The 23,408-nt window shown below is 41.6% G+C and carries 16 protein-coding genes and 2 tRNA genes; 11 read left to right on the forward strand and 7 right to left on the reverse strand.

The window, feature by feature from the left end; translation table 11 throughout:
* Window positions 1-12: 12 nt before the first annotated feature.
* Window positions 13-2,292 (reverse strand): TonB-dependent receptor, encoded by a 2,280-nt coding sequence (locus B9A18_RS05260; RefSeq protein WP_084287815.1) that lies wholly within the window; start codon window positions 2,290-2,292, stop codon window positions 13-15.
* Window positions 2,293-2,393: 101 nt separating this feature from the next.
* On the opposite strand from B9A18_RS05260, the gene B9A18_RS05265 reads away from it, so the two are divergent.
* Genes B9A18_RS05265 through B9A18_RS05275 form a run of 3 tightly spaced genes read left to right on the forward strand, consistent with a single transcriptional unit; the run spans window position 2,394 to window position 4,698 of the window.
* Window positions 2,394-3,056, forward strand: coding sequence for a metal-dependent transcriptional regulator (locus B9A18_RS05265; RefSeq protein WP_084287818.1), 663 nt, complete (start codon window positions 2,394-2,396; stop codon window positions 3,054-3,056).
* A 43-nt stretch (window positions 3,057-3,099) separates the two neighbouring features.
* Complete coding sequence (locus B9A18_RS05270; RefSeq protein ID WP_235005238.1) at window positions 3,100-4,383, forward strand: DUF2130 domain-containing protein; 1,284 nt, start codon at window positions 3,100-3,102, stop codon at window positions 4,381-4,383.
* Between the two features lie 9 nt (window positions 4,384-4,392).
* On the forward strand, window positions 4,393-4,698 hold the full coding sequence (locus tag B9A18_RS05275) for a hypothetical protein (protein ID WP_084287821.1): 306 nt from the start codon (window positions 4,393-4,395) through the stop codon (window positions 4,696-4,698).
* A gap of 17 nt (window positions 4,699-4,715) precedes the next feature.
* On the opposite strand, the gene rlmF is transcribed toward B9A18_RS05275, so the two are convergent.
* The 6 genes from rlmF to B9A18_RS05305 form a co-directional block, all read right to left on the reverse strand.
* The gene (gene rlmF, locus B9A18_RS05280) at window positions 4,716-5,666 is read right to left on the reverse strand and encodes a 23S rRNA (adenine(1618)-N(6))-methyltransferase RlmF (protein WP_084287824.1); all 951 of its coding nucleotides are present in this window, start codon (window positions 5,664-5,666) and stop codon (window positions 4,716-4,718) included.
* A 160-nt stretch (window positions 5,667-5,826) separates the two neighbouring features.
* Window positions 5,827-5,901: transfer RNA gene (locus B9A18_RS05285), tRNA-Val, on the reverse strand.
* A 37-nt stretch (window positions 5,902-5,938) separates the two neighbouring features.
* Window positions 5,939-6,016, reverse strand: a tRNA-Val gene (locus tag B9A18_RS05290).
* A 125-nt stretch (window positions 6,017-6,141) separates the two neighbouring features.
* The gene (recO, locus tag B9A18_RS05295; protein WP_084287826.1) at window positions 6,142-6,867 is read right to left on the reverse strand and encodes a DNA repair protein RecO; all 726 of its coding nucleotides are present in this window, start codon (window positions 6,865-6,867) and stop codon (window positions 6,142-6,144) included.
* Window positions 6,857-7,216 carry a diacylglycerol kinase family protein gene (locus tag B9A18_RS05300; RefSeq protein WP_084288755.1) on the reverse strand — a complete coding sequence of 120 codons (360 nt, stop codon included), beginning with the start codon at window positions 7,214-7,216 and terminating at the stop codon, window positions 6,857-6,859. Before B9A18_RS05300 ends, recO begins: the two co-directional genes overlap by 11 nt.
* A gap of 57 nt (window positions 7,217-7,273) precedes the next feature.
* Entirely contained in the window at window positions 7,274-8,683 is a 1,410-nt protein-coding gene (locus B9A18_RS05305) for a PQQ-dependent sugar dehydrogenase (RefSeq protein WP_084287829.1), read from the reverse strand.
* A gap of 184 nt (window positions 8,684-8,867) precedes the next feature.
* Here B9A18_RS05305 and B9A18_RS05310 point away from each other — a divergent pair, with 184 nt between their 5' ends.
* The 8 genes from B9A18_RS05310 to B9A18_RS05345 all read left to right on the forward strand — a co-directional run bounded on the left by B9A18_RS05310 (window position 8,868) and on the right by B9A18_RS05345 (window position 23,406).
* Complete coding sequence (locus tag B9A18_RS05310) at window positions 8,868-9,440, forward strand: RNA polymerase sigma factor (RefSeq protein ID WP_084287832.1); 573 nt, start codon at window positions 8,868-8,870, stop codon at window positions 9,438-9,440.
* Between the two features lie 70 nt (window positions 9,441-9,510).
* Entirely contained in the window at window positions 9,511-10,647 is a 1,137-nt protein-coding gene (locus B9A18_RS05315) for a FecR family protein (protein WP_084287835.1), read from the forward strand.
* A gap of 117 nt (window positions 10,648-10,764) precedes the next feature.
* On the forward strand, window positions 10,765-14,283 hold the full coding sequence (locus B9A18_RS05320) for a TonB-dependent receptor (RefSeq protein ID WP_084287837.1): 3,519 nt from the start codon (window positions 10,765-10,767) through the stop codon (window positions 14,281-14,283).
* A gap of 26 nt (window positions 14,284-14,309) precedes the next feature.
* On the forward strand, window positions 14,310-15,752 hold the full coding sequence (locus B9A18_RS05325; protein WP_084287839.1) for a RagB/SusD family nutrient uptake outer membrane protein: 1,443 nt from the start codon (window positions 14,310-14,312) through the stop codon (window positions 15,750-15,752).
* Between the two features lie 19 nt (window positions 15,753-15,771).
* Window positions 15,772-17,364 carry an FAD-dependent oxidoreductase gene (locus tag B9A18_RS05330; protein WP_084287841.1) on the forward strand — a complete coding sequence of 531 codons (1,593 nt, stop codon included), beginning with the start codon at window positions 15,772-15,774 and terminating at the stop codon, window positions 17,362-17,364.
* A gap of 3 nt (window positions 17,365-17,367) precedes the next feature.
* A complete protein-coding gene (locus tag B9A18_RS05335; protein WP_084287843.1) occupies window positions 17,368-19,176 on the forward strand; it encodes a hypothetical protein in 1,809 nt (602 codons plus the stop codon).
* Window positions 19,177-19,198: 22 nt separating this feature from the next.
* Window positions 19,199-21,085 (forward strand): glycoside hydrolase family 127 protein, encoded by a 1,887-nt coding sequence (locus tag B9A18_RS05340; RefSeq protein WP_084287846.1) that lies wholly within the window; start codon window positions 19,199-19,201, stop codon window positions 21,083-21,085.
* 32 nt (window positions 21,086-21,117) lie between these two features.
* On the forward strand, window positions 21,118-23,406 hold the full coding sequence (locus B9A18_RS05345) for an alpha-L-rhamnosidase-related protein (RefSeq protein ID WP_084288756.1): 2,289 nt from the start codon (window positions 21,118-21,120) through the stop codon (window positions 23,404-23,406).
* Window positions 23,407-23,408 lie beyond the last annotated feature (2 nt).

Below are 23,408 nucleotides of genomic sequence, written 5' to 3' on the forward strand. Positions count from 1 at the left end.
CAAAGAACAACATCATTTAATTGTCAATCTCACACCTAAAAAGCCTCTGATATTTTGATTCGGACCATAAACATAAGTCGGATCAAAAGTCAGTGCATCCGGATTCCCCTCTGTTGCCTTAACAGTCCCGTTTGCATTGTACTCCACATTGTTATCGAAAGGATCATTTGCTCCTGCAATGATAAATGGATTCCCTTTGTTAGGTGTCCAGTTCAATAGATTTTTAACCCCTCCATAAACTTCAATGTTTTTAAATCCGGCAAACGTTAACTGGATATTTTGTATGCTCCATGTCTTCGAATATTCCATACGTGGATCAGTATCACTTAAAAGAGGCAAACGCATTGGACTATAAACATTCCCGGTATAATCGACCGTTAAATTAAGCGGGTTAATTTTGTAGGACACCGCCCAATTGCCGGAAAACTTCTCGGTAAGAATCTGTTGTTTTTTTACGCCCTGCTCATAAGTAGCTACATCCTGATAAGTACCACCAAATATGAACTTCAATCCATTATTTAAGGTAAGGTCCATATTGGCACTAAAACCTTTACTTACCGCATAACCATCCAGGTTATCGTATATGATCTCATTGGGATTGATATCGAAGTTACCTATAATTCTATTGTTGAAATGGGTATAAAAAGCTGATGCTTCTACGCCAAAGAAAGTTCCATTATCGAAATACATCTTCTTCAGAAAATTCAGATTTACATTATAGGTCCGCTCAGGTTTTAACTCCCCTACAACTTTTACCTCTCTAGCCCCGGTCAAAGCTGCATGATCTTCAGTAAAAATATTAACTACCCTAAAGCCCGTTCCAGCATTTAATCTTAAGATATTATTATCGTTGATGCTCCACTTGTATGCAACACGTGGTGTAAATATATTTCCATGAACAGAGTTATAATCGTACCTGAAACCTGCAAGAAACTTATGTTTTGGCGCGAGCGTAATTTCATCCTGAACAAAAACGCCAGGCAACCAGGTATTACTTTTTAAGTCCTGATTTAAGCCCGTAGTCGCCGGTGTGTTGTCATCATAGTACGTATAACGAAGTGCGGCACCAAATAACAAATCATGATTACCGACTTGTTTATCCCAGGTAAGCTGGCCAAAACCAATTTTCTGTTTAGCAATATAAGAAGTAACACCATACCTGCTATCCTGATCATGCTCATTGTAAGAAAAAGCGAGAAATACCTTTTCATTCACTGGCAGCTGGTAGTTACCGATCACCTCCCAGCGACTGGTATAAATGCTCTCCCCGTACACCTCATTTCCTCCCCTGTACGATTTATTCCATTGCATCTCACCACCCCAACGGTCCTCATAAACATATCTTCCGCCCAATGTAAAAATCCGGTTGTTCTTTCTTTTTAAATTCCATTTTTGAAATATAGATATACGGTCCTGCAAAGTAACATCAGTAAAATTATCGTGGTTATGATCTACAGGATTCCCATATTTAAAATAATTAATACCAGTTAACACATCCGCCCCCTTACCTGCTTTAAACTTAAAGCCAAGGTCGGTATTCAACTCCCCATAACTAGTCGAAAAAACATCCGCAGAAAACAACGGTGCATTTTGCGGCTTTTTAGTAATGATATTAATTAATCCGCCAACAGCTTCACTACCATATAATGAAGAAGCAGGGCCCTTTACAATTTCAATTTGCTCAACTAATGAATTTGGTATACCTGAAAGACCGTAAACACTTGACAAGCTACTCACAATTGGCATACCATCAATCAATATCATTGTATATGGCCCTTCCAATCCGTTGATGTGGATATCCCCTGTATTACAGATATTGCAGTTCAATTGCGGTCTCACCCCATTCACATTCTGCAAGGCCTCGAAAATACTTGGCGTTGGGTTTTTCCTAAAATAAGCCTGGGTATAAACTTCAACCGGAACCGGGCTTTCCAATCTCTTTACTTCTTTCAAAGTGCCCGTTACCACTACCTCATTCAAGTCATTTTCTAAATTACTCAGGTCGAAATTCAATTTTACCGAATCACTCTTCAACAATATAGGCTTAAGCATTTTTCTATACCCAACAGCCGCAGCCTGAACCTTATAAACCCCCGCAGAGACTTTGTCAAAAGCGTAATTCCCTGCGCTATCCGTTTTTACAACAAGGGAAGTACCTTGCAGACTAACACTAACATCAGGAAGCGGCATATTCCGCGAAACAACAGTACCGTTAATGATACCCGTTTGGGCTGAAGCAGTAAAAGCGCACAAAACGATGAAAAAGGTAAGGACCTTAATATGGATTCTCATTTATCTAAAATTAAATATTATTTTACAAAAATACACAAGTTAGACAAGTCTAACAAATATTATTCGATAAATATTGTTTTATATTTATTCTATATTTGTACATGCTATCTTATACTGAAGAGAATTATTTAAAAGCACTATTGATGCTTAGCTTCCAGAACGAAGAAAGGCCGGAAGCAGGCACAAACGAAATGGCAGCTTATCTGGGGGTAAAACCAGCTACTGCTACCGACATGCTTAAAAAACTGAAAGAGAAAGAGTTGGTTACCTACCAGAAATATGGTAAAATCCTGTTAACAGAACTGGGCAGAGAAAAAGCAACCGCTATATTAAGAAAGCACAGACTATGGGAAACCTTTTTATATGAAAAACTCGACTTTAGCTGGGATGAAGTACATGAAGTTGCCGAACAACTGGAGCATATCCAATCAGAAAAACTGGTAAACAAACTGGAAGAATTTCTTGACTTCCCGGAATTTGACCCACATGGAGACCCAATTCCCAAAGCAAACGGCGACATACCGGCAATTGATAAGGTTTTGTTATCTGAAGTAACGGCCGGCGAAGTATGTAAAGTTGTTGCCGTAAAAGACACCTCAGCAGTGTTCCTTCAATATCTGGAAAAACTAAACATCACGATAGGCACTAAATTTAAAGTGCTTGAGGTGATAGACTTTGACGGTTCACTCAGCATTCAGATTGAGAAAGAAGAACCAAGAAGTGTATCCATGAAATTTGCAGAGAGTTTATTTGTAAAGAGATAGTAGTAGATTTGCATCCATCCATTAAATTCGAACAACACCTGATATGTCCACAGAAATAAAATGTCCTAACTGCGCCCATACTTTTCCAATTGAAGAAGTAATGGCAGAGGAGTATAAGAAAGATCTTCGCGAAAAGATGGTTTCTTTTACCAAGCAAAAGGATGAGGAATATAATAAAAAACTGAACGAGTTTACGCAACAGCAAAAACAGCAGGAACATGATTTTGAACTGCAAAAGAAACAGCAGGCCATGCTTTTTGAACAAAAATTGGATGCAGAAAAAAAGCAGTTACAAACCTCATTAGAAGAGAATTTAAGGAAAAGCATTGCTTCTGATTTTGAGAACAAGCTACAAATGCTCGACCTTGCTAATAAAGAGAATGAAGAAAAGCTAAAACTTTCCCGTTCAAAGGAATTAGACTTTTTGAAAAAGGAGCAGGCGATGAAGGAAAAAGAAGCTGAATTCGAACTTCAAATTCAGCGGAAACTGCAGGAACAGCGTGCAGAAATGGTAGAGCAGATACGCAAGCAAGAAACAGAAAAAAACAGCTTAAAAGATACAGAGCATCAGTTAAGGGTTAAAGAGTTGGAAAAACAACTGGACGACCAAAAGAAACTGGCCGAAGAAATGAAACGCAAGGCTGAGCAGGGCTCAATGCAGCTACAGGGTGAAGCACAGGAGCTGATCCTGGAGGAACTGCTGCGAAATGCTTTCCCTTTTGATCTGGTTACTGAAGTTGGAAAAGGAGTACGTGGAGCCGATTGCGTGCACCATATCCGCAACCAGTTTGGTCAGGACTGCGGTAAAATCATCTACGAAAGTAAGCGAACCAAAGATTTTTCAATGGAATGGATTGAGAAATTGAAAAAGGATATGCGGAGCATGGGTGTTGATGTAGCTGTAATCGTAACCCAGGCCTACCCTAAAGGCATGGATTGCTTTGGTGAAAAAGACGGTGTCTGGATTTGTTCGTTTGATGAAGTAAAAGCTGTTTCTTATATACTGAGAGATGGCATCGTAAGACTTTTCAGCGCTACTAAATCACAGGAAAATCGTGGTGATAAAATGCACATGCTTTACGACTACCTAACCGGCAATGAATTTTCCGAGCAATGGAAAGCTATAAGAGAAGGATTTATGAGCATGAAACTCTCTATACAAAGGGAGCGCGACGCCATGGAGAAATTATGGAAAGCCAGAGAAAAGCAGCTCGAAAAAGTTTTGCTTAATGCAGCACACATTCGTGGTTCAATTGAAGGTATTGCAGGTACAGATAGCATACAACTGAGTCTTACAGATGATGATGATCCTTTACTACTGGATTAAACAGTTATTATGATCTACGCTAAGAAGAAAGTACAGAACAATGCCAACCTTGCTGCACAAACGGCCAAGATCATTGCCAATGTAAATGAACTGGAACAAAAGAACCTGATAAGGATTGAAGGAAATGAGATATATGTCTACCCTGAGATCTGGAAAGATAAAGTAACGGCATTAAACTGGATCAAATGCCTGCATTTATACTGTATGGTAAAAAAGCGCTTTAAAGAAAGCGACACACTTTATTTTAAACATTATGTCAGTGGAGACGTTGTAGGTTCTTTTAAGAACAAAAAAGCCAGCGTACTGGCCTTTTAAAACGCCATTCGGCTAAACTACTTGATGGTCCATCTCTTTTTACACCATTCTGCTTTTTCAGCTGTATCCATATAGGTCCAGGCCACAAAGCGACTCACCTTTTGTCCCTGGGCCATTTCAACAGTTCTCACCTCCTCTACACCTGCAGTCTGTAATGCTTTATAAATAAAAGGCAGGTTACTACTTTTCGAAACCAGACTGGTAAACCACAAACACTGATCGGCAATAGCTGCACTCTCCACAACCATATTCCTGATAAAAGCGACCTCTCCACCCTCGTACCACAATTCAGCGCTTTGTCCGCCAAAATTAAGCACCGTTTCCCTCCCCTTTTGTTTACCCAGATTTTGCAATTTCCTTTTAGTACCCATTTGCGCTTCAGCTGCAGAGGCATGAAAAGGAGGATTACACATCGTAAAATCAAATAATTCACCAGGCTTAACAACCCCTTTAAAAATCTGATGTTTATTACTTTGTTGTCTGCAACTAATGACATTGGCCAAGGATGCATTAGCGGATACAATCGCTGTAGCTGCTCTAATTGCACCACGATCTATGTCAGAGCCCACAAAACTCCATTCATATTCCTGATGCCCGATAATCGGGTAAATGCAATTGGCCCCCACACCAATATCCAATCCCTTTACAAATTTCCCCATAGGGATGACACCCCCATTTTCCTGCCCTAGCAAATCAGCAAGGTAATGAATGTAATCAGCCCTGCCTGGTATAGGTGGACATAAGTAATTAGCCGGGATGTCCCAATTGTCGACGCTATAGAAATGCTTTAACAAAGCCTTATTTAGCATTTTTACTGCTGCAGGATCCGAAAAGTCTATTGATTGATCACCATAAGGATTTATGAAAACAAACGCCTCTAAAGCCGGCAAACTTTTAATCAATTCAGGAAAATCATACCTGGAGCGATGTTTATTTCGGGGATGGAGGATGTTTTTTTCTGCAGACATAGGTTTAAAAATTTCCCAAAATTAGGCAAAATGAAACCTGCATAAGCTTACCGATTACAAAAAACCAGTGAATAAGCTTTGCAAGCTTCATTACCATTAAAACAAAATTATATTTCAATGAAAAAAGCCTCTCAGTGTTAACTGAAAGGCTTTCTTAGTGTGGGAAATGAGGGGTTCGAACCCCCGACCCCCTCGGTGTAAACGAGGTGCTCTGAACCAGCTGAGCTAATTTCCCTTTGGTCGTGTCATTTAGCGCCTGACGGGCGTTTTTATGGTGGGAAATGAGGGGTTCGAACCCCCGACCCCCTCGGTGTAAACGAGGTGCTCTGAACCAGCTGAGCTAATTTCCCTTATTCTTACTCTTTTGTTTAAATAAACCAGTCGAGTCAACTGTAAAACCTTGCGAAGATCCCTTCGATTTGGGATTGCAAATATACACCCTTAAATCATTTTTGCAAAAAAAGATGTAGATTTTTTATGAAAGAACTTCTTCCAGTATTTGATGAGACCGAATATCCCCGAAAGAAGCGGTATGTAAAGTATAGAAAACCAGTATTTTATCCAGTATCGTTCGACGAGTACTATTTTCAATATTTATTTCATTTATTTTTTCAAAAGGGAAAGAAAACAGAGAAATGAACAGTGATGCGTCCTGTTTATCGAGAAAATATGGGTGCACAGGAATGGTAGACCTGAACTCTCCTTCCTGCAAATCGAAATAACTTTGGTCACTTTTAGTTTGCGTACTTGGCGCGAAACCTAAAAAACGGGAAAGCTTAAGCAAAAAGGCAAGGTGGAAATTCACATTCAATTCTTCCGTTTCATCAAACCAGCATACAGCACTAAATATGAAGTCGAACAACTGCTCATCTGTGGTTTGCTGTCTGATGCTTTTGTACAAAACCTCATTTAAAAAAAGAACCATAGTGCTTTTAATAATGTCATAAGGGATACTCCTAAAAATGGGAGAAGGTCTTAGTTCCGAAACACGCTGAATGCTTGTGTTGGTTTTGTGATAAACGACCATATCCACCAGATGTAAAGGCTGCAACATGTTCATCCTTATTTTTGCCTTTGGCTTCTTCACCCCGTTGATCATATATGACTGAATACCGAACTTCTCCGTAAAGATCTGTGCCACAACACTACTTTCACTATACAAGGTCGTTTTTAAAACAATGCCCCTCGTTTTATGCAGCATAATTAAACATTTTTGGGATAAAGATAACCAGACCTATAACAACAGCTGTAAGCGCTGCAACCAGCACCGCAGCAGCAGCAGCATCTTTAATGATTTTGGCTTTAGGGTGAATGTCCGGAGAAACAAGATCGACCAGCACTTCTATAGCCGTATTTAACAACTCCGTAATCAAAACTATACCTGAAACAACGATAATCCATAGCCACTCGGCCGGCGACAAGCTATACCACCAACCTGCCAGCCCCGTAACAAACAGGGCTAGAATGTGAACTTTGAAATTGAATTGGCTTTTAAAAGCATAAACAAGTCCTGAAAATGCATAACCAAAACTTTTTATAAACTTGCCCATATTAACCATTTGATCACAGGGCAAATATACAAAGTAAGTTGTGTAACAGACAATTTCTTAGTTAAGCGGTACCAGTTTATAGATTCTGCCAGGCGATTCAACAGCGATGTAGATAAACCCATCGGGTGCCATCTTTACATCCCTTACCCTGCCAATGTTTTTAAACAGGATCTCTTCCTTCACTACTTTAGTTCCTTTTAGAATAGAGCGCTGCAGAAATTTAAACCTTAATGATCCCGATAGCAGGTTTCCCTCCCAGTTTTTATATTTATTGCCCTTTACGAAAGCCAGGCCGCTTGGTCCGATAGAAGGGATCCAGTAATGTATCGGCTGTACCATTCCCGTCTTGGAGGTAAGATTGCTGATCGGCTTGCCATTATAGTTAATACCATAAGTAATTACCGGCCAGCCATAGTTTTTACCTGCCTCCTCAATATTGATCTCATCTCCACCGCGTGGACCATGTTCATTTGTCCATATTTTACCCGTTTCGGGATGAATGGTCATTCCCTGAGGATTCCTATGCCCGTAAGCATAAATTGAAGCTTCTGCTCCCGTTGTTTTCACAAAAGGATTGTCAGCAGGAATACTACCATCACTTTTAATACGGTGAACCTTACCCAGGTCATTTCCCTTAATTTCTTGTGGATTAACTTTTTCATTGCCACGTTCGCCGACTGAAAAATACAGATAACCGTCTTTTCCAAACTGCATTCTCGAGCCATAGTGATGCTGTGTTCTGGAGTAAGGTGCTGCAACAAAAATATCTTTTTGGTCATTTAACTTATCTCCATCCAGCTTAGCCCGCATGATTGCCGTTGTAGCTAAAATGCTACCACCTTCATTTTTAAATTTCGAATAAGAAAGGTATATCAGTTTATTCTTAGCAAAATCAGGATCAAGCACAACATCCATCAATCCCCCCTGTCCTTTCGACAAAACCTCAGGAACACCGGTAATCGGCTGTAACGACTTATCGCTTTTCACCTTGTAAAATTTACCATTTCTATCCGTCACCAACATTTCATTACGAGGTAAAAAAGCCATGCCCCATGGGATATCCATACCCTCAGCCACCAGTTCCAGCTTAATGTCGATTTCCTCTGTTTTAAACACATCAGAAACAGGCTTATTGTTAGACGTATATTTATCTACATTTTTAATCCCATCCAGTATATAATCCGCAAGTGCATTTATTTCCTTATCTGTCAGGCTTTCACCAAAAGCAGGCATACCTTCATTCTCCCGGCCGTACTTTACTGATTTAAAAAGATCCTCCTTTTTATTGCCAAATTTCCAGTTACGGTCAACAAACATATCCATCTTTTCACCGTGACAGCCGGCACAATAATTCCGGTAGTTGGTTTCCGGATCAATCTTTTTTCGTTCCTGTTCTACATTTGAAAAACTGAAGCCAATTGCGATCATGATTCCCGGAAGAACGAACGCACTAATATCTCTAAGCATAATGAAATGAATAATTAAATGAAAATACAATTTTTCAAATCAAAACGGGCTCTGCAACATAAGTTTTATAGAAGAACAGATAGATTCGAAATAATTATTTAATATTGCTTTGGGTATTTTATAGTTATTGTGAAGTTCAAAATTTTCTGCACTCATTTTAAATTAAACCAGCCAAACCGCAAATATGCACGCACTAAGCACTCTGGATGATTTTGAACTGATGACTTTACTCAAAGCAGATAATGAACTGGCATTTGGGGAGGTCTTCAAGCGCTTTGACAGTTTACTTTTTATTTATGCCTACAAAAAACTGCAAAACACAGAAGAAGCACAAGACATTGTGCAGGAAGTTTTCGTACAGCTGTGGAACAACAGAAAAGATTTTGTACTTAAAACAACGCTCCCAGGCTACCTATACAAATCAGTTCTGAATAAAATATTGAATAGTATTGCCCGTAAACAAAGCGAAACACGATATATATCCTCCCTCCAGCAGGCTATAGATACAGATGCTTCGTCTGCAGATTTCCTAATTCGCGAAAAAAATATTGCCGAATTAATTGAACGCGAAATAGCAGCCCTGCCTCCAAAAATGCGTGAAGTATTTGAGCTAAGAAAAAATCAGTACCTGAGTAATAAGGAAATTGCCGGACAGCTGGGCATATCAGAGCAAACAGTAGAAACACATATAAAAAGAGCATTAAAAATTTTACGTACCAGGCTGGGCCTGCTCGTCTACCTTTACTACATCTTGTAAATATTTTTCCTTTTACAGTACCCACTCGGTCTTACTTATCTGTCTTTGCTATAATTACCAGAATAAAACCATGCATAAAGACGCGAGAGAACTGTTATTGAAATACCACCGTGGTGAGGCTACAGCAGAGGAAAAAGCATTCCTTGAAAACTGGCTGCATGATTTTAATGCTGAAATCATGCATGAGCTTTCCGATGAACAATTACTGCTTTTCCACCAGCAAAACTGGTCTGCAGTTAAACAACATGCAAATATTGGGCAATCGCGGCCCATATGGCAAAGACTTGCTGTGGCGGCATCAATCCTACTATGCGTTGGCCTTGCTTTTTATTTTTACCCTAAAGTTCAACAGCCTTCCATATCTCAAAATGCGAAAGCAGATATACTTATAACACCTGGAGGCAATAAGGCTTTTCTAACACTTTCCAATGGTAAAAAAATCTCTCTTACCGATGCAACCGACGGTAAGCTTGCCGAACAATCGGGCATAGAGATTACAAAAACAGCGGCAGGAATATTGGTTTATCAGGTAACGGATAAACCTGGTAAGTCGGGCAGCAAACCAAACTACAACACTATAGAAACACCTAAAGGCGGCGAATACCAGTTAATTTTACCTGACGGCTCTAAAGTATGGCTCAATGCGGCATCTTCACTTACCTTTCCGACAAGTTTCGCTGGCGTTAAAGAACGTAAAGTAGAGCTTATGGGAGAAGCTTATTTTGAAATCGCTCAAAACAAAACGGTCCCATTTATTGTCAAATCCGCGAAACAGGAAGTAAAGGTGCTAGGTACGCATTTCAACATCAATGCGTATGCAAACGAACAGGCAACTACCACAACCTTGCTTGAAGGTTCTGTTAAAATTGTAAACCTAAAAAAAGCAACACATATTATTCTGAAACCGGGGCAGGAATCTGTATTGAGCGCAGACAAGACCAATGTGTATGAAACAGATATCGAAGAAGCCATTGCCTGGAAAAATGGACTGTTTATTTTTAACGATGAAGACATTAAAAGCATCATGAAAAAGATTTCAAGATGGTATAATATTGATGTTAGTTTTAAAGGAAATATGGATAATGTATCCTTTATAGGGAACTATTCACGCAGTAAAAACCTGGAGAACCTGTTAAAAAACATAGAATTAACCGGAAAAGTCACTTTTAAGATCGAAGGAAGGAGGATTGAAGTTATAACTAAATAAATACCTATAATTTCCAGGAAACCGGAAGTGTTTAGACCACTCCCGGCTTTCATTTAGCAATAAGCTAAAAAGGAGAATTAATCAATTGAACGACAACCAAATAATAATCCTAACCAAATGTATGAAAATTTTACTGAACTTACGTTCAGGAACACTGCTTCCTGTGCGTTAAGATCACTGTCTATGCTGAATCCTGCAAACAGGATCTCTAAAACAGACATAACTAAATGGGCACTACGAATGAGACTTATTATCGCTTTTTTGTTCCTTACGTTTTTACAGGTCAATGCGGCGAGCTATGCTCAAAAAGTCACTATAAATGTTAAAAACACGCCCATAAAAGAAGTATTCTCACTCCTTACTAAGCAAACAGGATACAATTTCATATGTGATGCAAGCCTGATTAAATCCTTAAGACCCGTCACAGTAAACCTACGCCAGGTCTCATTAAAAGAGGCATTAAACAAATGTTTTTCAGAAAAAGCTGTGGAGGTTCTTTTTAACGGCGACCAGACTATTGTAATCAGAGAGAAACCTATTCCGGTTACAGAAATTCATTTTGCAGCCCCAATTCCCATAATAGGGAAAGTTACGGATGAAAAAGGTCTGCCAATACCTGGCGTAAGCGTTAGAACCAAAGGCACAAGCAATACAGTTGTAACCGATTCAAACGGAAGCTATAAAATTCTGGCCGCTGATCAGAACGACATATTGATATTCTCTTACGTAGGATATACGACTTTCGAAATTCAGGTAAAAGACACCAGAAACATAGACGTGACATTGAAAGAGCAAAAAAATGCGCTGGAAGAAGTACTTGTTATTGGATATGGAGAACAGTCAAAAAAGAAAGTATCTACAGCCATCTCCAGGGTCGATGGAAAATTCATTGGCGTTCAACCCGTTTCAACACCAGGAGAGGCGCTTGCAGGCCTGGCATCGGGTGTACAGGTGCAATCCGGCAGGGGTGGATATCCGGGTGAAGCTCCTACCATCAGAATCAGGGGTATAGGCTCGCTTGGAACAGATAGCGATCCGCTTTTTGTGGTAGATGGCTATCCTTTACAGGAATCTACCCAGTTCAATTTGATCAATCCTGCAGATATTGAATCTATAGATCTTTTGAAAGATGCAGCTTCTGCGGCAATATATGGTTCCAGAGCCGCAAATGGCGTTGTTATTGTAACTACAAAACGCGGAAAGGCAGGCAAAACCAGCTTTACCGTATCTGCGTATACAGGTGTACAAAATGTAGCCAAAAAAGTAGACTTACTGAGCCGCGACCAGTTCATAGAATACTCAAAATATGCTGCCCGGATGCGAGGCATCACCTATCCCACAATTTTTAACACCAACCCACAAAGCTTACCAGACGTAGACTGGCAGGATGTAATATTTAGACAGGCGCCGATCTCCGATTTTCAGCTATCTGCCAGGGGCGGCTCCGAAAAAGTACAATTCTCAGTTTCAGGAGGCTATTTTAAGCAAGATGGAACAATGCTTGGAACTACCTATGATCGTTACAACCTCCGTTTTAACATGGATGCTAACTTAAGTCCGAAATTGAAACTGGGCATATCAATGGCTCCATCTTTTTCGCAACAGTTCCGACAGCCAGCGGGAGGTCAGTTCAGTGAGGCTTCTGCCAGCGAGACAACTGGCGCAAGAGCTTTGCCAAGCCCCATCCATTCGGCTGTATTAATGCCACCTGTTGTTCCTGTATATGCTGAAGATGGAGATTATGCGCAAGGTTACCGGGGATTAAAAAACTCTGCAAATGGTGTATTTTTTCAGGCAGGACTTTATAATCCATTAGGTGTTTTGGAACTGTACAAAAACCGACTGCGCGAGTACCGCCTCCTTGGAAACAATTTCCTGGAGTACCAGCCCATTAAAGATCTGAAATTTAAAACGTCTATTGGTGCAACATTCAACCTCAATGATCAGTACGCTTACATTCCTGCAACTCTGGCTAATGGAAGTGCACCCGCAGCGAGTTTGTCAAATCCAATAATCAATCAAATTTACGCTGCTGAAGCCCAGTCTACCATTTTAGACTGGCTATGGGAGAACACAGTATCTTACAACAAAACTTTTGGGAGTAATCATAATTTTAACGCTCTCCTGTTATACTCTCTACAAAAATTCCAGGCAAAATCAACAAAAGTAAACGGAAGACCCGGTACTTATACCACAACACTACTAGAAAACCCACTCGCATCTTCAGAGATCCTTGGTTCTCTTGCGTACAGTCAAAACGCATTCCTATCCCTTGGTGGAAGGATCAATTATGACTACAAGGGCAAGTACATTTTATCTGCCGCTCTGAGACAAGATGGTTCTTCACGATTTGGTCCTAATAACCGTTTCGCTTTATTCCCTTCCGTATCTGGCGCATGGCGGATTACGGAGGAAAGCTTTATGAAGCCTTTAAAGAATGTATTAAATGAGTTAAAGCTACGGGCGAGTTACGGAGAAACAGGCAATGCCAATATCGGCGATTTTACCTGGTCGAATAACATCATCGATCGTGACTACGTTTTTGGATCACAAAAGGCCTTTGGCGCTGCGCAATCAGGCTTTGCCAATCACAACCTCACCTGGGAAAAAAATCGCCAAACTGATTTTGGATTGGAAGCCGGATTTCTGGATGATAAGTATAGCATCTCCTTTGATTATTATACCCGCCATACAGAAGGTATGCTATTCCAAAAGGACCTGCCAAGCATCATCGGCTATGCCACCTCCTACCGTACCAATTTGGGCAGGTTAAATAATCACGGCTTCGAACTTAGCGGAAAAGCTAATTTCCGTTTAGGGGATGTAAAATGGACAGTAGATGCCAATATTTCGGCTAACCGTACAATGGTTGCCGACCTGGGAGGTCCTAGCTCTCTACCTGCAAAGGCAGCTATTTTTGGATGGGACAATGTATTCCAGGTAAAAGTCGGTGATCCGCTTGGCCTGATGCATGGATACCAGGTCGAGGGTATCTTTAAAAACACACAAGATCTGAGTAAATACCCACAATGGGTTACCGGAAATAAGGTAGGCGACTGGATCATTAAAGACCAGAATAATGATGGCAAAATTAATGAGGAAGACATGGCTGTAATTGGAAATGGATTTCCAGATTTTATTTACGGATTATCCAGTAGTTTCCAATATAAAAACTTTGACCTATCGCTCATTGTACAGGGAGTTCAAGGTGTAAATTTAATCAACGGAAATATCCGTCATCAGTTTGGGGTACACAATGTCAATACCAGTCCGACTTATTACAACAATATGTTCGACAGTCAAAATCCAGACAGAGATGTAGAATATCCTGCTCCTCTTGCCTCGGGCGTAACCCCATTGAATAACCTGACCAATAAAGCCGTATCTGACGCCTCCTTTTTACGTATCCGTAATCTGACTCTTGGCTATACCTTACCGGCAGGCTTATTAAAAACCATTAAGATGCAGACTGTTCGCTTTTACGCCACCGGACAGAATCTATTCACCTTCACAAAGTACAACTGGTACAACCCGGAAACAAGTGTTACCGGTGACTCAGCAGATCGGCCAGGAGTAGATCAGGGGACCTATCCCGCCAATCGGGTATTTATTTTTGGGATCAATGTTGGTTTTTAATTACAAATCGCTTAAAAATTAAAATTATGGATCGTTATCTTTCTAAAATATATAAAACCCTTATTGCAGGGATGATCATCATAACAGGGGGCTGTGGAAAAGGATTCGTTGACCTTATTCCTGATCATGTTATTGATATTGGACGTTATTACAAAACAGAATCCGACATCCGCGCCGTCCTTACAGGTGCTTACGGTAATCTGCGCGAGATTTACGGTGCTTACTGGCTTTATACAGAGCTACCGTCTGATAACACACAGGTATTTTCTGAAAATGAAGGCGGGCAGGGAGAATTTGACTGGCTGACCTACCGTTCTACTGGAGGTGTTTCAGGTCCATGGAACCAGTCTTATCGTACCATCGCGGCTTCAAATATCATTCTTGAGCGTATAGAGACCATTACTATAGCCGATGCCCTAAAAAAGCAATACATCGGTGAAGCTAAGTTTCTTCGTGCCCTAATGTATTTCAATCTGGTAAAATTCTATGGTGATGTACCTTTGGTATTAAAAGAACTAAAAACGGAAGAAGAAGCTTATACCTACAAACGCAGCTCCTCGGCCGATGTCTATCTACAAATAGAAAAAGACCTTAAAGAGGCGCAGAATTTATTACCCCCTAAATTTACCGGAGTAAATATAGGCCGTGCCACAAGTGGGGCTGTGAAATCCCTGCTTGGAAAAGTTTATGTACAGCAAAAGAAATGGATTGATGCAGAAGATATCCTGGAAGAAGTAATACCCGCCTATATTTTCGAACCTAATTTATCCAAACTCTTTGGCCCTGGAAACGACAATAACTCAGAAGTAATCTTTTCTGCTCAATACATGTCTGGCGGATTAGGCCTTGGCAATTCTTTTGCCCTTGCATTTGCCCCTTCAAAATCCGGATCTTCAATAGTAAGCCAGGGAGCCAGTAGCTTCAATACCGGCACACAGGATTTATACGATGCTTTTGAAACTGCCGATTTACGTAAAACCGCCTACCTGGGTGTATTTAAAGACGGAGCTAACCCAAAGATCTATTACTGGGCCCGGAAATTTGTATATAATGCACCTATTTTGAACGATGGTGATAACGACTGGCCGGTTTTGCGCTATTCGGATGTTTTATTGTTATATGCTGAAGCACTTAATCAGAACGACAAAACAAATGATGCCTTAACATACATCAGTAAAACACGTGTAAGGGCCAATTTACCTGCGCTTTCCGGTTTATCAAAAGCAGATACACAATTGGCGATTGAAAAAGAACGCAGGCTTGAGCTTTGCTTTGAAGGTCATCGCTGGCACGATCTGATCCGCTGGGGGAAAGAGGTTGCAACCATGCAAGCCTACAAAACCAAATACCTCTCCATCGATCCGAGACTTTCCAATATGAGCATCACAGCCGATAGGAAACTGTTCCCTGTCCCTTATCGTGAAATCAATCTTAATCCGCTTTTACAACCCCAAAACCCAGGATATTAATCCTTTTAAAGCAAACCAAATGAAAAATACATATATAGCTATTTTATTACTTTTCCTTTTCAGTTCCTGGAAATCGGAAAAAGACTATGATGTAGTAGTTTACGGTGCTACCCCTGCCGGAATTACCGCTGCAGTTGCAGCTTCCCGCGAAGGGAAATCTGTTGTGATGATCGAACCACTACGCATTGCCGGAGGAATGATGAGTGGAGGTCTGGGCTTTAGCGACTCCAACCAGATGTTCAGAGAAACGCTCGGCGGTCTTTTTGAAGAATTTCACAAACGCGTAGAAAAGGTATATGCAGACCGCAACATACAACTAAACTACCGTGTGGATGAAAAAGACACTAAATACTGGACCTACGAGCCACATGTTGCAGAGCTCGTTTTTAATACCATGTTAAAAGAAGCCGGAGTTAAGGTCGTGCTAAATGAAACCTTAAAATCCGCAAAACTAAAGGGCGCTACGATCCAAACACTTAAAATGAGGTCTGGAAAAGCATTTTCAGGCAAGGTCTTTATCGATGCCAGTTATGAGGGTGATCTCATGGCAGCAGCAGGAGTGAGTTATCGTGTAGGACGCGAAGGACGAGATGAATTTGGAGAATCATTTGCCGGTGCGGTCTATCAAAAAAAGGCGGTAGGGCTATCACCATTGGATGCACATAAAAAACCTTTGCCATTGATTAGCGGAACAGCCCTTACTCCTGATGGACAAGGCGATCACAGGATCATGACTTACAGCTTTCGCTTATGCCTCTCTGAAGATCCAACAAACAGGATTGCTTTTAAAAAGCCCAAAGACTACAATGCCGATAAGTACGAGTTGTTCAGACGCTTCTATAAAATTTCACCCAAAACCGGGATCCCCTTCGATCTTTATCCCATTCCCGGCAATAAGTTAGATGGCAACAATGGCATAGGCGGACAGCTGTCTACAGGCCTGGTGGGCGAGAACTGGGACTACCCTGATGCAAGTCCAAAACGCAGACAAGAAATATGGGACAAGCACCGCAATTATACCGAAGGTCTGTTATACTTCCTGATGACCGACCCTGCGGTTCCAGAAGCCGTAAGAAAACGCATGGAAATGCTAGGCTACGCCAAAAATGAATTTGCACAGTACAATCACTTCCCGCCGGTACTTTATGTGAGAGAAGCCAGACGGATGGTTGGTGCATATTTTTTAACACAAAAGGATATCCTGGAAACCAAAGAAAAGCCAGATCCAATTGGGATCGGCTCCTTCCCTATCGACTCGCACGACTGCCAGCGAATTGCAATGCCTGATGGAGGTTTCATCAATGAAGGAACCATCTTCCCGGCTAAAACCAGAATAGAAGGAAGAGGTATTGCCTACCAGATTCCTTACAGGAGCATTACACCTAAAGCAACTGAATGTACAAACCTTCTGGTACCCGTTTGTGCCTCTTCATCACATGTAGCCTTTTCTTCCTTAAGGGTAGAACCTGCCTGGATGGTAATGGGGGAAAGTGCAGGAATTGCTGCGGCAGTAGCTGTCGAAGAAAAGGTAAATGTGCAAAATATAAACTTAGCTAAGCTTACTGAACGTTTGAAAGCCAAACGCCAGGTATTGACACTTTTAACGAACTAACTCATGAAACATAGCATATTAATAGCAGCTATCATACTGATGGCCGGGCTAAGCTCATGCCAAAAAATAGCCGATCTACAACCTGAATCGTTAACAGACAGCCTTAATCATGTCCCATATCTTACTATTGCTCAACTGAGAAGTGGCGCCGCCGATAACCACGATATCGTTTATATCAATGACGGGTTCCGATCTGGAACTTTTCAATATGATGCAAACGACAGTAGCAGCCCAGATGATGGCTCTATGACCATAATTAGCGGTTCAAGAAGGTATAAGCGTGAATCGACATTTGTCACACTTGAAATGTTTGGTGCCAAAGGCGATTATAATTATATGACTAAAGCTGGGTCTGATGATACTGAAGCCATACAAAACGCCCTCAACTACTGTTCTAAACAGGGAACCGAAATCAAGCTACTCGCCGGAAAAAAATACCTTACCCATACCCTTTACCTGTACAAGGACAGCTTAAAAAATCCGGGATACGCATCAAGACCAGGAAGGGTAAAAATAACAGGACAGGCAGGTGGCATTGCAACCGGCGATCTGGAACCTCAGGGCGCCGGATTTGTACACGTAAACAACGAAACAGCCAATCTGATTGAATGTATTGGATTTTTCTCCATTGCCAGTCCGGCAACCATGGGTGGACAGATTGATTTCCAAAATGTCAATTTCATGGGTGGCAGCAAAACCACAAATGTCATTTACCTCGAGTCGAGCCAGGGCCAGATTTTATTCAGCAATTATACTGTACAGATTAACAATCCAACCGGCAATGGCATAACTGAGGTAACCACCTGGGAAACAGAACACCATAATGGCTTGATCCGCGGACAGGCATCCGGCAATGGAAATTGGACAGGTATAGGATTAAACATTAAATCAAACGAGTCTCAAGGCCAGATCAACATGAAGATCTACAGCAATGTAAATGTATACAAATGTGGATATGGTATCAGGATCGGCAGGAGAACCGCAAGTGCAGGAACGATTGGCCCCTTAAATTTTATAGGCGGACAGGTCAGCCTTTCCGATCAACACAATATGTGGCTTGATGGCGGAGTTTACAATCTTGTATCTACCGGACAGCAGTTCGAAGGATCAAGATTAAATGCCATTTTAATAGATTCTGATGGAGCGAATGACCTGCCGAGAAACATCAAATTCACCAATACCTACTTCACAGGTGGCGGAAGAATTGAAGATGGTAGTAACGACAGCTATGCCGTGCACATAAAAGATGGTGTAGGTGTTGAATTTGACAGCCCTCTATTTAATAATCTTGGAAACGGTATCGTTTTTAACAAAGCGGCAACACAAGGTCTTGTTATCCGAAGGCCGGTAGTAAGAACGGTTAGAACCTACGGAACAACAAATGGCACCTTTATTAATGCTTACGGGAATAATGTTGCGAGCAACAGGCTTACCCTGGAAGACCCCTTATTTAACCAGGCACCTGCAACCTATGTCTCGGAAGCAGCACTCAGCGCTTTTCTTACAACAGCAGCTGGAGGCCGTGTATCTGTAGGAAATAATGCTGCTATCGTTTCCTGTGGCATGGGCGCCGGGACTTTACAAGCCGCACAGATTTTAAATTTTAACAATACAGCCAATACAGTTGTAACCAATATTACAGGCGGACAACTTTTCCGAGAGTTACTTCTTACGTTTAGTAACTCACTAACTACCATCGCTAACAATGTAAATATTAAGCTTTCTGATAACGCGGACTTCCCTACTACTTCGCGTTCAACCATAAAGTTAATCTGGATGGGCACTTACTGGCAGGAAATTTCAAGAAGCTAAAATAAACTAAACATTAAATCACATGGCATATTTCGCTCATACACATCATTTACAGCGTATCTATACATTAGCATTGCTGATGACCTTTTCAATGATCTGCTTAGGCCAAAAACAAGCAGTTCATGATCAGCTTAAACCCGCAGTATCGGCCAAACTTCAGGGCTTTATAGATCAGAAGCTAGAAAATGCATACCTGAACCGCATCCTTGCACAGGATGCCGATCGTTTGATTGAGCCATTTAACAACCGCACTGAAACCCGTTACTGGCAATCAGAGTTTTGGGGGAAATGGTTTACCTCGGCTGTTCTGGCCTACCACTACCGCCCTGACCCCAAACTAAAGGCAGTTCTTGATCATTCCGTAGCGAGGTTAATGGCTACTCAAACACCTGATGGCTATATCGGCAATTACACTCAGGCCAGCAGGCTGGACCAATGGGACATATGGGGCAGAAAATACTGTATGCTTGGTCTCATTGCTTACTACGACCTGACTAAAGATGCAAAGAGCCTTCAGGCCGCGAAAAAACTAGCCGACAACCTGATGCAAGAATTAAAAGATCGTCATGTTTTGATCGTAAAAAAAGGCAACCACCGCGGTATGGCTGCATCATCCGTGCTTGAGCCCCTTTGTCTTTTGTACAGTCGAACCAAAGATCCACGTTACCTGGAATTTGCGGAAGAAATTGTAAGCCAATGGGAGTCTGAAAATGGGCCACAGCTGATTAAAAAATCTGGAATCGATGTAGCCAGGCGCTTCCCAAAGCCTAAAAACTGGTTTGGTTGGGAACAAGGCCAAAAAGCTTATGAAATGATGTCTTGCTATGAAGGTTTACTTGAACTCTATCGTTTAACAGGTAAACCCGAATACAAAACAGCGGTTGAAAATACCTGGAGCAGCATCAAAGAGACCGAGATTAACATTGTGGGTTCGGGATCCAGCGTAGAATCCTGGTTTGGAGGTAATGATTTGCAGGCACTGCCTGTAAATCATTACCAGGAAACTTGTGTAACCGCCACCTGGATCAAACTGAACCAACAGCTCCTAAGATTAACGGCTGCAGCCAAATATGCAGATGCAATTGAGCAGACCTTTTACAATGCCTTGTTAGGTGCTATGAAACCAGATGGAAGTGATTGGGCTAAATACAGTGCCCTTTCGGGACACAGACTTGAAGGCGGTGAACAATGTGGCATGGGACTAAATTGCTGTGTCGCAAGCGGCCCTAGGGGACTATTTACCTTACCTCTTACAGCGGTAATGGGCAATACAAAAGGATTCCAAGTCAACTTTTTTGTTCCCGGAACCTACCAGCTGTCAACACCTAAAGGACAATCTGTGGCCATCATACAAGAGACCAGTTATCCTACATCTGGTCAGGTGACATTTAAAATTAATATGAAAAAGACAGAGCCATTTTCCATTTCCATCCGCATTCCTGCCTGGAGCGCACAAACCAACTTAAAGGTAAACGGTAAACCTGTACCTTCAGTTACTCCGGGCCAATACGCCGAAATTACCCGAATCTGGACAAACGGAGATGTAATCAGTCTTGATCTCGACATGCGCGGACGGATGGTTTATACAGGTGCACACTCAGAAAATTTTGCCATTTTACGCGGCCCTATAGTATTGGCGAGAGATATGCGCCTTGGCGGACCAAATGTAGACGACGCCCTAACCCCTATCCTCAACAAAGAAGGATTTATAGACCTGCAACCAGCTGGAATAAAAACCAACAATTTCTGGATGAATTTCAATGCAGATTTTAAAATTGAGTCCCACAAAGAAGGCCCAAATGACCCTATATCTGTATTGCTGTGCGATTATGCTTCGGCAGGTAATACCAACAGTGAAGCCTCACGATTCCGGGTATGGCTGCCACAATCAATTGATCCAAGAAAATAAAGATGCACTTAAACAACTCATATCTAAACCGGATGACCTACTTTCTGCTTACAATTACGCTGTTTATTTCGTCCATATATGCAAACGCTCAAGGCCTTAAACGGCCCTCTGAGCTGCGTGTAGATCTACTTTTGCATACAGATAAGGTATGGAAAAATGGCTTACTGACTAAATTCACACTTCAACAGGCAAAAGAGGCTGGCGCGTCCTACCAAACGGCACGCATGGGAAATGCACAGCCTCATTTTTCATGGATTATAAATAGCAATAAAATGGGGAGTTACCAAACTGCCTATCAAATACTAATTGCCTCTTCTCTCCAGAAGCTTAAATCCAATATCGGAGATTTATGGGACTCGGACAAGGTAGATACAGAACAACAAACAGGCATCTTATATAATGGAAACAGCCTTAGTTCAAATACGGTCTATTATTGGAAGGTCAGAGTATGGAACAATAACAAGGTCGCAAGTCACTTTTCAAAACCCAGTGCTTTCCTAACCGATGGCCACTTAAAACCCTACCAAACGGTTTACCTACCACTTACCAAATCATTACAAAAACCCCTTGTCAACAGACAATTTAACAATGGCAACACATTTTATGATTTTGGAAAAGATGCTTTCGGACAGTTAACGCTAAGCGCCAGATCAGCAAAGGGAAATGACACCTTAAGGATCCACATTGGGGAAGCTATAGATACGGAGGGGCGTGTGGAAAGAAAACCGAGAGGAGCTATCCGCTATCGTTTGTTAACCTTACCACTAAAAAAAGGAGAACACATTTACGACCTTAAATTTTCGCCCAATAAACAGAACACGGGTCCCAGGGCCATACACATGCCAGATTACATAGGTGAAGTATTACCTTTTCGCTATGTTGAATTGGAGAAAGCAGCCAAGACATTAAAAGTAACTGGACTGCAGCGATACGTTGTAAATTATGCCTTTGACGATGATGCCACAGTATTTAAAAGTTCAGACACCCTTTTAAACCAGATTTGGGACCTCTCCAAATACACCATCAAAGCAACTACCTTTACAGGACTATACGTGGATGGCGATCGGGAACGTATTCCCTACGAAGCAGATGCACTAATCAACCAGCTGTCTCATTATGCCGCGGATGTTGAATTTAACATGGCCAAAAGGTCTTTAGAATACCTTATTCATAATGCTACCTGGCCTACAGAATGGTCATTACAAAATCTGCTGGTTGCCTGGAATGATTATTTATATTCTGGAGACATCAGAACGGTAAAAGCGCTCTATCCGAAGTTGAAACCGAAAACACTGCTGGCCCTGGCCCGGCCAGATGGACTGATCAGTACCAGGACCGGCAAACAAGACAAAACCTTTACCAGGTCCATTAACATGGCCAAATTTAATTCCGATTCTGTACTTAATGATATTGTAGACTGGCCCCAAAAGGGAGGGATTGGATTACCTCCATCGGCCCCGGGAGAAGTCGATGGCTTTGTATTTACCGATTACAATTCGGTTGTAAATGCCTTTCATTATCAGGCGCTAATCTGCATGAAGAATCTTGCGTTGGCATTAGATGAAAAGGAAGATGCCGGCTTTTATACCCTACAGGCAGCAAAAGTAAAACAATCATTTCAACGTAGCTTCCTTGACCCAAATACAGGAACAATAAAAGATGGGGAAGATACCCAACACAGCTCATTACATGCCAACATGCTAGCCCTTGCTTTTGACCTCGTACCGCAAGAAAACAAAGCGACCGTGCTTGCTCATATGCGTACAAGAGGAATGGCCTGTAGTGTATATGGGGCACAGTTTTTACTGGATGCGCTATATGACGCGAACGAAGCAGATTATGGATTGCAGCTTTTAACGTCGAAAGACAAACGCAGCTGGTACAACATGCTTCGTGTAGGTTCAACAATGACTACAGAAGCCTGGGATACGGATTACAAAGGCAATCAGGACTGGAATCATGCCTGGGGCGCTGCTCCTTCCAACATCATTGTCAGGAAATTGATGGGCGTAGAACCATTATCTCATGCATTCGGCATCGTGCAAATAAAGCCACAACCAGGCACACTAAGCAGTGCCGAACTACAACTATCGACCTTACGGGGAAAGATACGCGTGGCTTTTAACAAAACACCTGTATTGTTCCGCTTAAGTGCTACGCTTCCAGTCAATACTAATGGAGTTGTCTATTTACCCAAACAGGCAGCAAGCGATCAAATCTTTAAGGATGGAAAAAGTATAACAGCAAAACCCGATGGGAATTTCTGGGTGATTACTGATGTTAAGTCAGGTACGTATACCTGGGAAGTAAAATATATGTAGAA

The sequence above is a fragment of the Pedobacter nyackensis genome (assembly GCF_900176505.1).
Taxonomy (GTDB): domain Bacteria; phylum Bacteroidota; class Bacteroidia; order Sphingobacteriales; family Sphingobacteriaceae; genus Pedobacter; species Pedobacter nyackensis.